Source organism: Spirosoma daeguense (assembly GCF_054776875.1).
Genome location: NZ_BAAHBF010000010.1, coordinates 250,143 through 267,935, shown reverse-complemented (window position 1 = coordinate 267,935; position 17,793 = coordinate 250,143). Strand labels below are relative to the sequence as shown.

At 46.6% G+C, this 17,793-nt stretch carries 14 protein-coding genes; 6 read left to right on the top strand and 8 right to left on the bottom strand.

Annotated elements, in window-relative coordinates:
• Positions 1-13 precede the first annotated feature (13 nt).
• The 4 genes from ACYVD4_RS28620 to nadA form a co-directional block, all read right to left on the bottom strand.
• Complete coding sequence (locus tag ACYVD4_RS28620) at positions 14-1,057, bottom strand: aminoglycoside phosphotransferase/kinase family protein (RefSeq protein ID WP_460951466.1); 1,044 nt, start codon at positions 1,055-1,057, stop codon at positions 14-16.
• Between the two features lie 57 nt (positions 1,058-1,114).
• Entirely contained in the window at positions 1,115-2,488 is a 1,374-nt protein-coding gene (locus tag ACYVD4_RS28615) for a glutamine synthetase family protein (RefSeq protein ID WP_460951464.1), read from the bottom strand.
• A gap of 219 nt (positions 2,489-2,707) precedes the next feature.
• The gene (nadB, locus tag ACYVD4_RS28610; RefSeq protein WP_460951462.1) at positions 2,708-4,297 is read right to left on the bottom strand and encodes an L-aspartate oxidase; all 1,590 of its coding nucleotides are present in this window, start codon (positions 4,295-4,297) and stop codon (positions 2,708-2,710) included.
• 60 nt (positions 4,298-4,357) lie between these two features.
• Positions 4,358-5,347 carry a quinolinate synthase NadA gene (nadA, locus tag ACYVD4_RS28605; protein WP_460951461.1) on the bottom strand — a complete coding sequence of 330 codons (990 nt, stop codon included), beginning with the start codon at positions 5,345-5,347 and terminating at the stop codon, positions 4,358-4,360.
• 170 nt (positions 5,348-5,517) lie between these two features.
• Between nadA and ACYVD4_RS28600 the strand changes: the two genes are divergently transcribed.
• The gene (locus ACYVD4_RS28600) at positions 5,518-6,576 is read left to right on the top strand and encodes a 2Fe-2S iron-sulfur cluster-binding protein (protein WP_460951459.1); all 1,059 of its coding nucleotides are present in this window, start codon (positions 5,518-5,520) and stop codon (positions 6,574-6,576) included.
• A 37-nt stretch (positions 6,577-6,613) separates the two neighbouring features.
• Here the strand turns inward: ACYVD4_RS28600 and udk are convergent, their stop codons facing one another.
• The 4 genes from udk to atpD all read right to left on the bottom strand — a co-directional run bounded on the left by udk (position 6,614) and on the right by atpD (position 9,995).
• Positions 6,614-7,234, bottom strand: a complete 621-nt coding sequence (gene udk, locus ACYVD4_RS28595; RefSeq protein ID WP_460951458.1) for a uridine kinase — start codon at positions 7,232-7,234, stop codon at positions 6,614-6,616.
• 119 nt (positions 7,235-7,353) lie between these two features.
• Positions 7,354-7,599: an ATP synthase F1 subunit epsilon gene (atpC, locus tag ACYVD4_RS28590; RefSeq protein WP_460951456.1), complete on the bottom strand. Its 246-nt coding sequence runs from the start codon at positions 7,597-7,599 to the stop codon at positions 7,354-7,356.
• Positions 7,600-7,689: 90 nt separating this feature from the next.
• Positions 7,690-8,355 carry a hypothetical protein gene (locus ACYVD4_RS28585; protein ID WP_460951455.1) on the bottom strand — a complete coding sequence of 222 codons (666 nt, stop codon included), beginning with the start codon at positions 8,353-8,355 and terminating at the stop codon, positions 7,690-7,692.
• Positions 8,356-8,468: 113 nt separating this feature from the next.
• A complete protein-coding gene (gene atpD, locus ACYVD4_RS28580; protein WP_460951453.1) occupies positions 8,469-9,995 on the bottom strand; it encodes a F0F1 ATP synthase subunit beta in 1,527 nt (508 codons plus the stop codon).
• Positions 9,996-10,315: 320 nt separating this feature from the next.
• On the opposite strand from atpD, the gene malQ reads away from it, so the two are divergent.
• From malQ to ACYVD4_RS28555, 5 genes are all read left to right on the top strand, one after another.
• Positions 10,316-11,899, top strand: a complete 1,584-nt coding sequence (gene malQ, locus ACYVD4_RS28575; RefSeq protein ID WP_460951451.1) for a 4-alpha-glucanotransferase — start codon at positions 10,316-10,318, stop codon at positions 11,897-11,899.
• 255 nt (positions 11,900-12,154) lie between these two features.
• Positions 12,155-13,231: a hypothetical protein gene (locus tag ACYVD4_RS28570; protein WP_460951450.1), complete on the top strand. Its 1,077-nt coding sequence runs from the start codon at positions 12,155-12,157 to the stop codon at positions 13,229-13,231.
• Positions 13,232-13,418: 187 nt separating this feature from the next.
• Positions 13,419-16,454 (top strand): tetratricopeptide repeat protein, encoded by a 3,036-nt coding sequence (locus tag ACYVD4_RS28565; RefSeq protein WP_460951449.1) that lies wholly within the window; start codon positions 13,419-13,421, stop codon positions 16,452-16,454.
• A gap of 52 nt (positions 16,455-16,506) precedes the next feature.
• Positions 16,507-17,229 carry an ABC transporter ATP-binding protein gene (locus ACYVD4_RS28560; protein WP_460951447.1) on the top strand — a complete coding sequence of 241 codons (723 nt, stop codon included), beginning with the start codon at positions 16,507-16,509 and terminating at the stop codon, positions 17,227-17,229.
• A gap of 59 nt (positions 17,230-17,288) precedes the next feature.
• Positions 17,289-17,768 (top strand): heme-binding domain-containing protein, encoded by a 480-nt coding sequence (locus ACYVD4_RS28555; protein WP_460951445.1) that lies wholly within the window; start codon positions 17,289-17,291, stop codon positions 17,766-17,768.
• Positions 17,769-17,793 lie beyond the last annotated feature (25 nt).

Sequence of the window (17,793 nt, the reverse complement as noted above, 5' to 3'; positions counted from 1 at the left end):
ACTGAACTGAAAATCAGGAAATTCCTAACGCTTTCAGAATCTTATCGGCATCAAACGTTTCAATAGAGGGAAAATACGTTTTGTAGGCTTCGCGCTGAAGTTTGGTTGCGTAGGTTCGGTGGAAAAAATACCGACCGTATTTGATAACATAGTTGAGAATGAAAAAGCGATATGCTTCGGGTAAGAACCGAATTTCATTCTCTGTTAAGGGGTAAACAGCGTGATATTCCTTCAAAAAAAGCAGAAAACGGTCTTCCATTAACGGGCCGATTCCGTAACTAAAAACAGTCCGGTCACCAACGTTTGAGGCTACCCGGCTGAAAAAGTAAAAATCCATAACCCGGTAACTCACTCGAAACCAGTCATAATCCCATCGGGAGTATAATTCAAGATTCGGTGTAACGGAGAAATTGCCAATATTCCAATCGACAAAAACAGGCATCGTTTCCACTGTGCCCGCTACCAGTTTTTGCCGATTCGTCAGGAATAATTCACACTGACGTTTGAGTTCATCAACATTGAGCCGGTGTTCAAACTGCCCCACCTCAGTGTCGAGCAGATCTAGTAAATCCCAGATATCGGAACGTAGCGTTTTGCTTGATTTAGGTAATACTGGGCTAACTCGTGAACAGGCCTTATGAAACTTGGCAATCTGACGGCCTAACATCTGTATCTGATGTTCTTCTGGCCGTCGAGGTAATTTTTGCTGGATACGTATTGGATTATAAAACACAACCCAGGCATCGATAAAAGCGTCTTTGTGTCGATACGTATACACCTGCCCATCTCGCACGAGTGATTTCGCCAGTACATTCTCGAACGGAAACAGCAGGTTATTGGACAAAGCATGAATAATGCGATGGTCTTCCAGAAAATGCTCGTATTTGCCAAAATAAGAGAGCTTGGCAATAATATGTTCTCCGTCTTCAAACCTGACTCTGAAAACGTGGTTTGTAGAAACCCGGGCACTAATATCTTCGATGCTGTGAATCGCCACAGAACCATCGAATTCAGCCCAGGCTTTTTTTATTATTGTAGGGTAATCGACCAGACGCATAAAAAAGAACTATGCAGGACGTAAGAAAAAGTGAAGTCTTTCGCTCAAGCCTAATAATCAAATAATTTCAAAATATCGCTTCAACTCCCAATCACTGACCTGACGCAAATACTGACGCCATTCCCAGTTGCGGGTACGGGTAAAGTGGTCAACAAAATCTGCTCCGAACAGTTCGGTTGCTACCGGTGAATCCGCCATTTTTCGGGTTGCCTCGTCCAGATTAGTTGGGAGAATTCCGTTACGTTTATCCGCATATCCATTTCCTTTAGAAGCGGGAATATCGAGCGTTAATTTGTGCTTGATACCATATAGCCCCGAAGCCAGCGAAGCCGCCAATGCTAGATACGGATTCGTATCGGCCCCCGATACGCGATGCTCAACGCGGGTATATGCTTCTTTATGATTCAATACCCGAAGTGCCGTTGTGCGATTATCTACCGACCAGGTAATGGTGGTTGGTGCCCAAGCTCCTTCGACAAGTCGTTTATAGCTGTTGATGGTGGGAGCAAACATGGGCGTAATATGCGGCAGACAAAACAACTGACCAGCTATATAGTGCCGCATCAATTCGCTCATATTATCAGGCTGAGTCGCGTCGAAAAAAAGATTCTGCGTCTGTTCCGGATTCCACAAACTCTGATGAATATGACCACTACAGCCCGGTAAATCGGCATTCCATTTTGCCATGAACGTAGCTACTACGTTATGACGGTACGCAATTTCCTTAACTGCTGTTTTGAACAACGCAGCTTTATCGGCCGCTCTAACTACCTCGTCGTGTAGAATCGCAGCTTCATAAACACCCGGCCCAGTTTCGGTGTGCAGGCCTTCGAGTGGAATATCAAACTGAGCTAACAAATCGAAAAGATCGTGGTAAAAAGCACTTTCGAGCGACGGACGCAGAATGGAGTAACCGAACATACCCGGTGTAAGCGGCTCCAGATTTTGAAAGCTTTTTTGCTGTAAGCTATGCGGTGTTTCACGAAAGTTAAACCACTCAAATTCCTGTGCAAACTCCGAATGGAAACCCATTTCCCGACATTGCTCCGCGATACGTTTAAGCAGGCTACGTGGGCATGCCGCTTGTGCGTAATGAGTTGGTTCTGTGTTAGGTTTCGGGCTAAAATCGGCAATAAAAAACGGAATATTATCTTCCCACGGAAGCTGGCGGAACGTAGCAACATCAATCCGTACGGGCGCGTCAGGATAACCAGAATGCCAGCCTGTTGTATGACCGTTATCGTAAGGCGTATCGGCGGAATCCCAGCCCCATACTACGTCGCAAAAGCCAAAGCCATCGGTCAAACCGTCCAGAAATTTCTGTCGGTGAATGATTTTTCCCCGTAAAACCCCGTCAATATCCGTAAAGGCGTACTTTATTTTAGGGCTGTCGGTCTGGTTGATGAAGTCGATAATATCCTGGTGATTCATAGTATGCCTGATATTACATCAGCCTATTCGTAACGGCCAAAGTTACTGACATCCTCCTAAATAGCAGTGAATTAAATGGCTGAAACTAGCTCTGGCTGTTTATCAACTGATACATTGTAAGAATGTATGGCAAATTGTGCAAAATTTTTGCGAGGTTCCGTTGCCGAACACCCAAAGACAGTATCAGCCTTGTCGCTTGAGTTTCATTCAGTATATTTTTTAGGCCTTTACGTTATCCAGATTAAAATGCAGTCCCGTGTTTTCGCGCCGAGCCATTGCCATTTTTATAACCAGATAAGCCACCTCAATCATATTACGTAGCTCGCAAATCGGTGCAGAAACTTTCGACTGGCGATACAATTCTTCGTGCTCCAGATAAATTAGTTCGAGCCTATCCATAGCGCGTTTCAGACGTCGGTTGGTACGAACAATTCCTACATAGTTCGACATGATTGACTCCAGTTCTTTTTTCATCTCCGTTACCAACACCAGTTCTTCCGGATGCGTAGTGCCCGCATCGTTCCAGTCAGGTATATTTTCAGGCGAAACAGCCTGATCAAGCAACTCAACGGTTTTCTCGTATGCCCGATGGCCGAATACAACTGCTTCGAGCAATGAGTTGGACGCCAGCCGGTTCGCGCCGTGTAAACCCGTACAGGAGCATTCGCCAACGGCGTATAAAAACTGAATATTTGTTTGCCCCCACTCGTTTACGCGAATACCTCCGCAGAGGTAATGTTGCGCCGGTACGACCGGGATATAATCTTTACGTAAATCCAGCCCCAATCGGTCGCGACAGTAGGCCGTGATGGTGGGGAAATGCTCAACAAATCGTTCGTAGTCGCAATGTGTTACGTCCAGATATACATGCGAATCCCCCGATTTTTTCATTTCCGAGTCAATCGCACGGGCTACTACGTCGCGTGGAGCAAGCGATAGGCGAGGATCGTAGTTTTCCATGAACGTATCGCCCTTTTTGTTACGTAGCACACCACCAAAACCACGTACCGCTTCCGAAATCAGGAAGTTAGGTTTCTTGCCCGGTTCATAAAGTGCCGTTGGATGGAACTGAATAAATTCCATGTCCTTGCAAATACCTTTAGCGCGATACGCCATCGCAATACCATCGCCCGTAGCAATACTTGGGTTGGTTGTGCTCTGGTAAATGTTACCAATACCGCCCGTTGCCAATAGCGTAGTTTTAGCCAGAAAACGCTCGACTTGCCCGGTTTTCGTATTCAATACGTAGGCACCAAAGCATTTGTTGTCAGAATCGTAGCGATGAACGGTTTCACCAAGTTGATGCCGCGTGATGAGTTCGACGGCATAGAAATGCGTGAAAATTTCAATCGACTTCAGTGAATTAGCCTTGTCCAGTAACGCCCGCTCAATTTCGGCGCCTGTAATATCTTTGAAATGAAGAATACGAAAGTCGGAGTGGCCACCTTCCTTTGCCAGATCGTAATCGGTACCGTCGTGCTCCTTATCGAACCGGGTGCCGTAGTCAATCAGCTCCTGAATTCGGCCGGGCCCCTCCCGAACAACGATTTCAACAATGTGGCGGTCGCTCAGAAAATCACCCGCTATCATCGTGTCTTCAATGTGCTTCTCAAACGAATCATCTTCCGACCATACGGCGGCAATACCTCCCTGCGCGTATTTGGTATTGGTTTCATCGGCCTGCACTTTCGTAATAACGCCAATCCGAATGTCCTGGCCTATTTTTTCAAAATGCATAGCCAGCTTGGTGGCGTAGCTCAGGCCCGCAATACCGGAGCCGATAATCAGAAAATCGAATTGATGGGGCATTCGATACGTTGTTCTCGAATTATAAAATGGTTCAGGAAAAAGGAACAAGCGGTAAGCAAATTACTTACTCAGTTCCAGCATTCGCGCAACGGATTCATACGCTTTCAGACGAACGTCCTCAGCAACAAAGATTTCCGGCTGTTCGTAGAGCATACAATTGTACACTTTCTCAAGCGTGTTCATCTTCATATACGGACATTCGGAACAGGCGCAGGTATTGTTTTGGCTGGCTGGTGCCGGAATGATTTTCTTATGCGGAGCCGCCTGTTTCATTTTGTGCAGAATTCCCGCTTCAGTTCCTACAATAAATGTTTGTTCCGGGCTGTCTACTACGTATTTCAGCAACGCCGTAGTCGAACCTACGTAATCAGCTTCGCTCAGAATATGCTCCTGACATTCTGGGTGCGCAATGAATTTCGCGTCGGGATATTGTACACGTAGTTTGTGCAGTTTTTCGAGCGAAATATCGATATGAACAATGCAGGCACCATCCCAGAGCACCATGTCACGTCCGGTCTTTTTCGAAATATATCGACCAAGGTTGGCGTCTGGGGCGAAAATGATTTTCTGATCTTTCGGCAGACTTTCGACAATTTTCAACGCGTTCGATGACGTAACGATGATGTCTGATAAAGCTTTGATATCAGCCGAGCAGTTAATGTACGACAGCACAATATGGTCGGGATACTGCGCCTTGAAAGCCGCGAATTTATCAGCCGGTGCCGAATCTGCCAGTGAGCAACCCGCGTTCAGGTCAGGAATGACTACTTTCTTTTCAGGCGACAGGATTTTCGCCGTTTCGCCCATGAAATGAACGCCACAGAAAACAATCATGTCGGCGGGCGTAGCGGCAGCCTGCTGGCTCAAACCGAGACTATCGCCAATGTAATCAGCCAGATCCTGAATCGCACCATCGACGTAGTAGTGCGCCAGAATAACCGCATTTTTCTCTTTTTTAAGCCGATTAATTTCAGCGACCAGATCTATTTCTTCGGCAACAGGCTTGTTAACGTAGCCAATGCGTTGAACTTCTTCCAGGAGAGTTTCCATTAGTTGTGTAGTTGCTTTATACTAGTAACGATGAATGGTGAAAAATGTCACAGAATCAGCCTTTTCCTGTATAATCAAAGCTGTCGGAAGGCACGAATTTCAGGAAACGTTTTCGGCTTTCAAACAACGTTACTGATTTGATTCGTTATAAAACAAAGCTTTCTCTATTTATGACCGACGATTTCCTGAAGCTACGTATCGTTCGCATCGTTCCTGAAACGAGTGAAGCGAACAGTTATTTCCTGAAACCGCTGGATGGTCAACCCGTTACGTATCGCGCGGGTCAGTTTTTGACGTTAATTCTACAGCACCGCGACGGCGGACCGAGTGGTCATGAGGTACGACGTTCCTATTCGCTTAGTTCGGCACCCGGCGAAATGCTACGTCTAACGATTAAGCGGGTTGAGAATGGCGAAATTTCCCGGTATTTGCATGATACGTTACGAGTTGGCGACGTAGTAAACAGCTTACGTCCCGCCGGGCGATTTACGTTAGATGAACATGAAACAGGCGACGTAGTGCTTTTGGGAGCCGGGAGCGGCATTACGCCTTTGTTCGCCATTCTGAAAGAAATTTTATCGACAAGCACCACTCGTCGCGCTACGTTGCTCTACAGCAATTCAAACGAACGTGGCATCATTTTTCGGGAAGAGCTGACGTTTTTACAAACACAGTTTCCAGAGCGGTTTCGGTTAATACAGTTGCTGAGTAATGCGTCGGAAGATTGGAATGGGTTGCGCGGTCGGCTGAATAACGTAATGCTTGAGCGCTTACTGCCAGAGTTGGTTGGTAATTCCGATGCAGATTCATTACGATTTTACGTTTGCGGCCCCAGCGACTATATGCGTATGGTTCAGTTTACGCTGGTTTTCAGTGGCTTTCGGCTGGATCAGATACGTCGCGAAAATTTTGTGATAGAACCCGTTTTTTTAGCGCCACCGCCAACAGTTGCTCAGGACCGAACTGTTATGCTACGTTTACGAGCGCGTGAAATTGAAATTCAGGTTCCAGCTTATAAATCTATTCTACAGGCGGCTCTGGACGAAGGCGTTACGTTACCCTATAGTTGTCGGGGTGGCCGTTGTTCGACCTGCGCGGCCAAATGTGTTTCGGGAAAAGTACACATGACGATCAACGACGTATTGACCGAACGAGATCTGGCTGCTGGTTGGGTATTGACCTGCACCGGCTATCCCGAAAGCGACGGTGTTGTGATAGAACTCGTGTAGTGCGGACATTCTGTCCGCACTACACGAGTCAAATGCGTTATACAATTTTTGTCTTTAAAAAGGCAATCAATACGTCCAGGCCTTTTTTATAATGATGATTATTTGGGATAACAATATCTGCTTCGTCCTTATGAGGCTTCACGAATTCGCGATAAGCCGGACGTACATGGTGTTTCCACTGATAATGAATCATTTCTTCGCTTAACCCGCGTTCGGCCTGATCACGTAGCATTCGCCGATCCAGTTTTATCTGGTTTTTGGCCGTTATGTACACTTTTAAATCAAGCTGGCTGCCTACGTCCGGAAAGTGAAAAACGAATAAGCCTTCTACGATTATAATCGGCGTTGGGCGATACACCAGCGTTCGCGCAATAGCGTCCGGATTATTAAACGTGTATTCGGGCGTTTCTACAATTTTTCCGGCGTGAATCTCGCTAAGATGTTCTGCAAACAGCTCATGATTAATCGTAGCAGGTAAATCGAAGTTGTAAACACCGTTCTGATCGACTGGAATATGATCGAGGGTGCGATAATAATTATCCTGCGAAATCAGGCAAATCTGTTCGTCGGTAAACGCGTTTACTACGTCTCGAAGAAATGAAGTTTTGCCAGATGCACTGCCTCCAGTAATACCGACGATGAAAGGTTTAGTAGCCATGATGAAGTAAACTTGCCCAAGAGATGGGGGAAAAATAATTCAGGAAACCTAGATAGGCAAAAAAAAAGCGGTCCACCTAAACTAAGTGAATCGCTTTTCAACTAAAAATAGACATTTATTCAAGCTACTATAGCTTCGGCCAGCACCAGAACCTTGTTTTGCAGGACTTCAACAACGCCACCATCAACGGTAAACGTTTCCTGACCTGATGCTGTCTGCACAATAATTGGCCCACGGTCGAGCGTGCTAACCATTGGAGCGTGGTTGTTCAATACCTGAAACTGACCTTCGCTACCCGGAAACGTAACAGCACTGGCTTCGCCGGAAAAAACCTTACGGTCGGGAGTGATAATTTCTAATGTCATACAAGAAAGAGGTATGATATATAATGTAGGAAATAGGAAATATAATGTAGAATCACCTTACTATTTCATACATCCTACATCATATATTCTTTATAAAGCTCCTTTTACTAAATTAAGTACGCTGCCAATTTGTGACTTCGCTGCTGGCTCGGCGGCTTTAGCAGCTATACCACCCTGATTGAGTTTGCCAACCGTGGCCAGTGCCGTAGAAACCAACGACTGACCTGATGATTGCGTACTGCCGCCCAGACCTGACAAAGCGCTACCAATTCCAGACAATCCACTGGTTAGCTGACTTCCTTTACCAATAAGTGAGCCTGCGGCTAAAAGTCCCTCAAGCTGATTACCGCCAGAAGCTAGTTTGGCTAGATTTACCGCTTTCCCCAAAACACCGTTGCCTAAAGCACCTGTTGGAATCAAGGGAAGTAACGCTTTCAGGTTACTAACCTGGGCTAATAGTTTGTCCTTAAACGAGGTTGGTTTGGCCTGTGCTTCGGCTTCGAGACCGCTAATACCTGCCTGAAGTTCCTGCGTTGTGGCCGACTTATCGCCTTTGCTAAGTGCTGCAACCGCATTATCGAGGTGAGCCGTTGCCGATACGTCCTGAGCGGGTGCAATCACTGACTCTTTGATGGCACCACTTGCAATAGACTTCGTAGGTACAGCTACTGTTTCAGGCTGCGCTGATATGGCTGTTGCCGTGATCAAGCTTAAGGAAACAAGGGCTACCCCTGCTGTAAATCGAATAGTTTTCATAAAACTAATTAGCTGTTTTGTTTGTCAACTATTAGACTTGAGGAATCACTATTGGTTTCCAGTATATAGTTAATAAACGGTTAAGATTATCAACTATATACTGGAGAAAATGACTACTGACCCGCTTCTTTCATGATGCGTTCGCCCTTCGCAACAGCATCTTCGATGGTACCGACAAGGTTGAACGCAGCTTCTGGCAGGTGGTCATATTTACCGTCAATGATTTCGTTGAAACCTTTGATCGTATCTTCAATTGGAACCAGTACGCCTTTCAAACCAGTGAACTGTTCAGCCACGAAGAACGGTTGCGACAGGAAGCGTTGTACACGACGAGCGCGCGCAACAACTTGCTTATCTTCTTCCGAAAGTTCTTCCAGACCCAGAATAGCGATAATATCCTGAAGCTCTTTGTAGCGTTGCAGAATCTGCTTCACACGTTGAGCCGTGTTGTAGTGTTCGTCGCCCAGAACTTCGGCGCTTAGAATCCGCGACGTAGAATCGAGTGGGTCAACAGCAGGATAGATACCTAACTCAGAGATTTTCCGGCTCAATACCGTCGTTGCATCTAAGTGAGCGAACGTAGTAGCAGGAGCTGGGTCAGTCAAGTCATCGGCAGGTACGTAAACAGCCTGTACCGACGTAATCGAACCACGCTTGGTTGACGTAATACGTTCCTGCATCACACCCATTTCGGTAGCCAGTGTAGGCTGGTAACCTACAGCCGATGGCATCCGACCCAACAGAGCCGATACTTCTGAACCAGCCTGCGTGAACCGGAAAATGTTATCAACGAAGAACAGAATGTCACGACCAGCGCCTTCGCCATCACCATCACGGAAGTGTTCAGCAATGGTCAGACCCGACAGGGCAACCCGAGCGCGGGCTCCTGGTGGCTCGTTCATTTGTCCGAATACGAAGGTTGCCTGACTTGCCTTCATTTCTTCCAGATCTACTTTAGACAGATCCCATCCGCCTTCTTCCATCGAATGCTTAAAGCCTTCACCATATTTGATGATACCAGCTTCAATCATTTCACGGAGCAAGTCATTTCCTTCGCGAGTACGTTCGCCCACACCGGCAAATACCGACAGACCAGAGTACGCTTTCGCGATGTTGTTGATCAACTCCTGAATCAATACGGTTTTACCTACACCGGCACCACCGAAGAGACCAATTTTACCACCTTTTGCGTAAGGCTCCAGCAGGTCTATTACTTTAATACCCGTGAAAAGTACTTCGGTCGACGTAGCGAGATCTTCAAATTTTGGAGCAGGCCGGTGAATTGGCAGACCAGCACCAATCGATGTTGGTTGAGGAATACCGTCGATTGCCTGACCTACTACGTTGAATAGTCGGCCACGGATACCTTCACCAGCTGGCATTGTGATTTGTACGCCCAGGTCAATTACATCCAGACCACGGTATAATCCGTCTGTCGAGTCCATGGCAATGGCCCGAACGCGGTCTTCGCCAAGGTGTTGCTGAACTTCCAGAATTACCTCCTGACCATTGCTTTTCGTTACTTTGAGAGCGTCCAGAATGGCGGGAATTCGGGTGCCTTCACCCTCAAAACTCACGTCCACAACCGGCCCGATTATTTGCGTAATCTTACCTGTATTGACTGCCGTTGCCGTTGTCATTTGTATATGGTATTGCTTGATTTTACGATTGCCCTTTGTTTGGGACTGCAAAATTAGGAGAAAAACAGCGTAAGGTCAAGAATCGACTTTGTCATTTTCCGATCATTTTTGAACCGAAGGGGTTTGGCAATAAGGTTTTTACGTAAAAACCTAAACAAAATCGGCCCCAGGCGGATTTGTACAAAAGTTAGTTGGCTGTTATCGTCGGGCCGCCGGAGCGGTCGATAGTTGCTAGTCAGGAATCTATAGTCAGCTATCGCTACTAACTAACCGCTAACGACTATTGGCCACTCCGGCGGTCTGGATACAACCTTTTTTGCATGCTTCAACAACGATCCAGCGGATTACTCCTCCATATTACGTCATTGCCTTCGGCACACGGCGTCGGCGATTTAGGCCCTGAAGCGTATCGCTTTGCTGATTTTCTGGAGTCTTCCGGACAAACGTACTGGCAAATTCTGCCGCTTACGCCTGTTGATCCGGGCTCTGGTTTTTCGCCGTATAGTAGTCCATCAGCCTTTGCCGGAAATATCCTGATGATTAGTCTGGAGAAACTGGCACAGGAAAAATGGCTGACCAAAAATGATCTGAGTATATTTAATGAACAGCCCATACAGGACGTAACCGTTACGTCGCCACCCCCTACTTCGGGGAATATTGATGTGGGCGTATTGGCTGGGCCGTTAGTACTGGCTCCTTCGACTCTACATGCTGCCTGGATAAAAAAACGGCCTTTGCTGCAAAAGGCCGCTGAGAATTTTTTACGAAAAGCAGATCCTGCGCAACGTAGCGATTATGACCGTTTTTGCGCCTGGCAGGCCGACTGGCTCAACGATTACGCCCTTTTTTCTGCCTTACAGGAGGCCACTGGTGAGCCAACCTGGGTACGCTGGCCAGAAGAACTGGTGCGACGTAGCCCGGCTGCGCTAGCCCATCAACAGAAACTACTTCATGATTCTATCGAGGTCGTAAAAGTGATGCAGTATTTCTTCCTTAGGCAATGGAACGAACTAACGGCTTACTGTTATCAGAAAAAAATTCACATCGTAGGCGACATCCCGATTTATGTTCAATTCAACAGCGCCGATGTCTGGGCCAATCCGACCCTGTTTAAACTTGACGCCAATTTTCAGCCGCTATTTGTTGCCGGAGCACCGCCCGATTACTTCAGCGAATACGGCCAACGCTGGGGAAATCCTATATACGACTGGCCCGAACACGAACGTACCGGATTTGCCTGGTGGATGCAGCGATTACGGCATCAGATGTCGCTGTATAGTCTGACGCGTCTGGATCATTTTCTGGGCTTTGCCGAATACTGGGAAATTCCAGCCAGCGAACCAACAGCGCGAGTAGGGGAGTGGGTCAAAGCACCTATTGAGCCTTTCATGCATGCCATGCACCGACAGTTTGTGAATTTACCCATTATCGCCGAGGATTTAGGCGCTAAAGCGGCTGATATTCAGCCTTATTTGCGTCATTATGGCATTCCCGGTATGCGCGTTGTTCAGTTTGGTTTCGGCCATGATATGGCTACCTCGACGTATGCAATTCACAACCACACCGAAAACTTTGTGGTCTATTCAGGCACGCACGACAATAACACCACACTTGGATGGTTCCGGGAATCCGACGAGATTCATCGGCGACGTATGGATAATTATCTTGGCTTCAGGGTCACAGAAAAAAATGTGGTCGATCAGGTTTGCCGACTAACGATGCAGTCCGTTGCCCGTCTGGCCATTATGCCCGTTCAGGATATTTTAAATCTTGATGAAACTCATAGGATGAACACGCCGGGGCTGGGAGGTCGAAGCTGGCAGTGGCGTTTGCAGTCGGGACAGTTGACTATTAAGGTTGCTAAAAAACTGCTGAAACTAACCCGGATGACAGGTCGAGGATAAGTTTTTGTAATAATATTTTTGGTAACATAGGTGATACTACGTAACAAAGAACGTAGCTGACTACGTAGTGGTAAACGATTAAGTTGAGCTACACTACGTATATAGGCAAAAACGTATCTTCGCTTGGAAAACAGTGGATACTACGTAAAGATAATGCTATTGAAAATCAGGGGTTTGGACTCTAAAAGGGTAGGCGATTGTCGGCAAACTTTGCATCGGTAAACTTCTCAATCACCCTTTTTACTCCTTATTCTCATGGACACTATTCGTTTAGCCGACACTACAAAGGTCGATGATCAGGTATTTAATGAACTGGTCAACAAAGTAACAAACATGCTTAAGCTTGAGGTGTTGCAGGAATTGCAAGTACGTTCGCAGCCAGCTATTTTCAAGATGAAAAAAGGCACGAGTAAGGTAGGAACCGCCGTAGCCGAACGTATCGAGAAAATGCCTGCCGATCGTCAGAAAGTATTCAACACAAGATTGAAAACCACCAACCTGATTAGCCCTGATCTACAGAATTTTGCGGTGCTACGTGGTGTCGATTTGCGGGCAACCAAGCTGGCAACCACGCAAATCAATCTGAAAAGCGATTTCAGTTTTATCAACAGCACCTTCAACGAAGCGTATTACAAAAAATTTGCTGAGAAGTATATGGGGATACAACTGATCGGCAACGGTGGGGGTGCCACGGTGAATAAAAACCTCAAATTCAAGGTGCACACAGTGAAGTGTGTTGACGAAACCAACCCCGAATGGCCAGGCAGCGACGAAATTGCGATGGGTGGCATTGCCCTCAGCGATACGAAACAGGAATCGATGATCAACGAGATTTTTGTTGGCGGTAATTTCGACGATGGCGATGTGAAGACCTACAATCCGGCTAAAGTGTTGAAACAGTTTCCGTTTACATCGACCGGTACGTTCCCCAAAAGCTATGCCGTCTTTCTAGCGCTTTCCGAAAAAGATGGCGGTGGTTTTGCTACGTTTATTAAAAAACTCTACGATGCCATCAAAGACAAACTACAGGCTGTTTTCACTGCTGTTGGTGGTGCCATCGGAGCGGCTGTAGGCGGTGCTATTGGTGGTGCCGTGGGCGGACCGTTAGGAATTCTGGCGGGTGCCGCAATTGGGTTTATTTTGGGCGCTCTGGTTGAATGGATTGTTGGTCTGATTCAGGATGATACGTTTGCTCCGCAGGTTGCCATTGCTGAATTTGGTAGCATCAACGCTACGTTCAACGGTAGCATGAATTCACCAATCCAGACGCTCAACTATGTTGATCATGGCGGACATTATCAGGTTCGTTACAACTGGGAAATTTCCAACTAATCGAATTTCTGTTTCACACCTTTGCCGGAGAGCCTATTCGCGGAATGGGTCTTCCGGCATTTTTTATGACTATTTGAGTTTGAAAATGACGTAGCGTCGTTCGAGATTTGCGGGATTACTATCATTTCGAAACAGATGATACGTTGGCTCATAGGCACTAACGTAGTAGCTGTTACGTTTCTCTTTCATGTCATCTTTATTTTTCTGGAACCAGTGGCGTCGGCCCTACCGACTAGCTTATCTGATTAGTTTTAGTCTATTCATTATCAGCTTATTGTTGTTTGCCATTGCCTGGCTGCGTGGGCTAGGTAACGTAGTGGATTGGGATGTATTAAGTGAACTGAACGACGTTCCAGTTATTTTTCATATGTTCTCCGATGGGCTGCTGGATTATGCTGTAAATGGGAAAGCTTATGCGGTTTCTGAGCAATTTATCGCCGGAGCTATGCAGGTGCAACCCGAAATGGCTACAGCTTTACTGGCCGGTATCTGTATTGCGTTTGTATTGATTATTAGCGCACTTACCCGCTTCGACCGGGTTCGCTATCTGGTTGGTATGGGCCTTTTGATTCTGGGACTTGCTTTCTTTCGTTGGGAAATGCTTGAAGTGCCGGGCTTGGGCGGAAATTATGTGTTTTTGCTTCTTACCTTCTTATTTGGCTCGGTAAGTTATTATTTCCATGCCTTTCGTTCCGATTTACCGATTCTGAACCGAATCGGCGTTTTTGGGGCACTTACCGGGCTGGTCGCCATCGGTTTAGGCTCGTTAGCGACTGTTACGTTTCCGGCGCTCATGCTGGCGAGTTATGGTATGCCGGTGCTACTCGTGATTAGCGCAGGCTTCATCTTCTTTATTTCTATCGAAATTATTGCCGGATTAGTCTGGCTAACGTCGGTTGGACGAGAAACTAGTTCGCCGACTCAAATAACGCCAAAACGTGTATTGGGCATTAACAATCTGCTGTTTGTAAGTGGTTTGTATTTTGTGAACCTCGTACTTATATGGCTGAAAAATACAAAATCGATTGACTGGGATATTCTGTCGATAAGCCCGTTTGTTATTTATCTGATCTCGGTTTCGTTGGGTATCTGGGGATTCCGTCGGCTGATTCAGCAACAGGATACGGTTTCGTTTCGCGATTCAGGCGCTTTTCTGTATGCAGGTTTGGCAATGCTTACAACCCTCACCATTGGGTATGCCTTTGTTACGGCCAATGATCCGATCATTGAGCTGTTTGAAGATATTGTTGTCGATACCCATCTGGTAATGGGCGTGTTTTTTCTAGCCTATGTACTGATTAATTTCTGGCCAGTATATAAGCAAAATTTGCCTGTATACCGAGTTTTGTATAAGCCCAAGCGTCTGGAATTGAGTTTGTTTCGCGTAGCGGCAGTTTTTGGCGTAGTGGTATTTATGGTCGTTGGAAGCGATATTACGTTTCGCCAGAGCGTAGCGGGCTATTATAATGGAATTGGCGATTACTACGTAGCAGATAATCAAGTTGCATCGGCCAATGCGTTTTATCAGTTGGCGTTAGAGCGTGAATTCCAGAATCATAAGTCGAATTATGCAATGGCGTCGCTCGCGATGGCGCAGAACAATCAGCCCGTAGCCGCTTTTTATTATAAACAGGCACTGCTGAAACAGCCACAAGCGCAGGATTATGTCGGTTTGAGCCAGGCTTATCTGCAATCGAACCTATTTTTTGAAGCCATCAAAGCCCTCCAAAAAGGCATTCGTGATTTCCCCAAAAGTGGCGAGTTGCAGAATAATCTGGGTTATCTCTATGCCCGTACAAGTGTAGCCGATTCCGCTTTTTATTATTTCAAATCGGCGGCCAGCAAGTCGGGGCGGAGCGAAGTTCCCGAAGCAAATCTTCTGTCACTATATGCCCGTAATCCCAGAATTTTACAGGCCGATTCGACATTGGCAAAAAGTGCAGGCGAATCGAGCTATGAATCGTATCAGGCCAATGCGCTGGCGTTACGGCTGGTTGCGCAGGTCGATACTACCCAGCCTCGGCAGCCTTCCTGGTTAACCGGAAAGCAAGCTACCGAAGGATTAAGCGTTGGGCGTTTTGCCAGTCTGTATAACTATGCGTTAGCCACTAAACAAACAGACACTACGTTGGCTGCTACGTTACAGAAAATGGCAGGTATGCCCGTGAATCAGGATTTTACCGACGAATTGTTATTGGCACGAGCAACTGCGGAATATAAAAACCATAACCACGCTGTAGCTTTTGGGTTGCTACATCAACTGACCGAAGGAGAATCATCATCGGCTAATCCGCAGAATGGGGCGGCTTATCGGTCAATTACTGGATTGTGGATGATCGAACAGGGTTTGTATCGGAAAGCCGCCGAAACGTTTGGTTATAATACAGATACTACGTCGATATATTACCGAGCCATTGCCTTTACTAAGGCTTATGATCCGATTATAGCGCAATCGTTGTGGGAAACGGCTTCCAAAGGCGATCCGGCTGTAGCGGCCATAAAGCAGGTTTATTATCAGGAGCGAAAACCGCAAACCGATTTTGAAAAAGCCTTTTACGCTACGTATCGAATCGACGACCCGAACCGGGGCGCGTATTGGGAAACCATTCAGGACCCAAGTCTTAAAACGATTGCAGGAGCGGCTCTTACGAATGATTTTCTGAATCAGTTACAGTGGCGGAATGCTCAACTGGTATTGGCCGGTTTGCCCGATTCTACGCACATTAGCCCAATTGCTTTATCACTACGTAACGTAGCGGCTATCCGTTTGTCGGCTTTCCGACGTAGTGTTGGCTCGGCCGAAACGATGGCGAAAACAACAATCGTACCCGACTACCGGGCTGAGCAGGAATACTGGCTGGCACAGACCTACGAACGAACTCGCTACGTAGCGAAGGCTCGGCAAGCATACAGGCAAGCCTTGAGGCTGGCACCGATAAATGCCCGTATTGTTGCCTCAGCCGCTCAATTTGAGCAACAGCAAAAGCAAACAAAACAAGCTTATGAACTGGTTTTAACAGCTTTGCCTTTTAATGAAGATAATGCGGAGCTGCTCAAAACCTATGTTACGTTGTGTCTCGATTTAAGTCTGTTCGATTATGCGCAGAGCGGCTTCGAAAAATACCGTGCGGTGGCCGCACCGGCCGATTATCAGGCATTTGCAACGATTTATCAGGAAAAACTGGCGTCGGTCGAAAACAGTCGTCAAAAATTCATGCAATAAGGTAGATTTGTTTTCCTAGTTACCTGTTGATAACCATCATCGACATTTCTATATGAATATTATTGAAACACGTAATATCGCCAAGCGCTACGTAATGGGTACGGAAGTAGTCGATGCGCTCAAATCCATTACCATCAGTATTAAAAAAGGCGAATACGTAGCATTTATGGGGCCATCGGGGTCGGGCAAATCAACCCTGATGAATATCGTCGGTTGTCTTGATTCTCCTACTTCTGGTCAATATATTCTTAACGAGCAAGATGTTAGCCGAATGGGCGAAAACGAGCTGGCCGAGGTACGTAACAAAGAAATCGGCTTCGTTTTCCAGACATTTAATCTGCTTCCTCGCCAGACATCGCTGGAGAATGTAGCGTTGCCCCTGATTTACGCCGGATATAGCAAAGCCGACCGTACCGAAAAAGCTATGCTGGCGCTCAAAAATGTTGGTCTGGAAAATCGGGCGGGCCACCGCCCAAACGAATTATCGGGTGGTCAACGGCAACGGGTGGCGGTGGCGCGTGCTTTAGTAAACGATCCGAGTATTCTGCTGGCCGATGAACCAACTGGTAACCTCGATACCAAAACCTCGTATGAAATTATGGATCTCTTTGATCAGATTCATAGTAAAGGCAATACGGTAATTATGGTGACGCACGAAGAAGACATTGCCGAATACGCCCACCGAATCATTCGGTTACGTGATGGGCTCATTGAAACTGATCGGGTTAACACAAACATTCGAAAGGCGCAAACGCTGATGCAGTCGTTGGAGTAAGTTTGGACGTGGCTATTGGGAGAATTATATTTAGGCTCTATATAATACATTCTACTCCTATGCTCCGTAAAACCTTACTGGCCTTGCTGGCCGTTCTCGTTATTATACAGTTTTTTCGGCCCGAAAAAAATCAGGCTGAAGGCGTATCGCCAACCGACATTACTACTAAATATGCACTGCCTGATAACGTAGCTGCGGTGTTGAAACGCTCCTGTTTCGATTGCCATTCTAACAGCACTACGTATCCCTGGTACTACAACATTCAGCCAGTGGCCTGGTGGCTCAGTAACCATATCGAAGAGGGTAAAGAAGAACTGAATTTCTCGGAATTTGCTACGTATTCGCCCAAGAAAGCGCGTCATAAATTAGAGGAAGTTGGCGAAGCGGTTACGGATGGCTGGATGCCGTTAGGTTCCTATCTCTGGATTCATCACGACGCTAAATTGAAATCAGAAGAAGCTAAATTGATTGCCGATTGGGCTAGTAATCTACGGAATCAGATACCCGCTCCGGCAGATGAAGAAGACCATCATCATTAGTATGGATGTAGATTTCTAAAAAAAT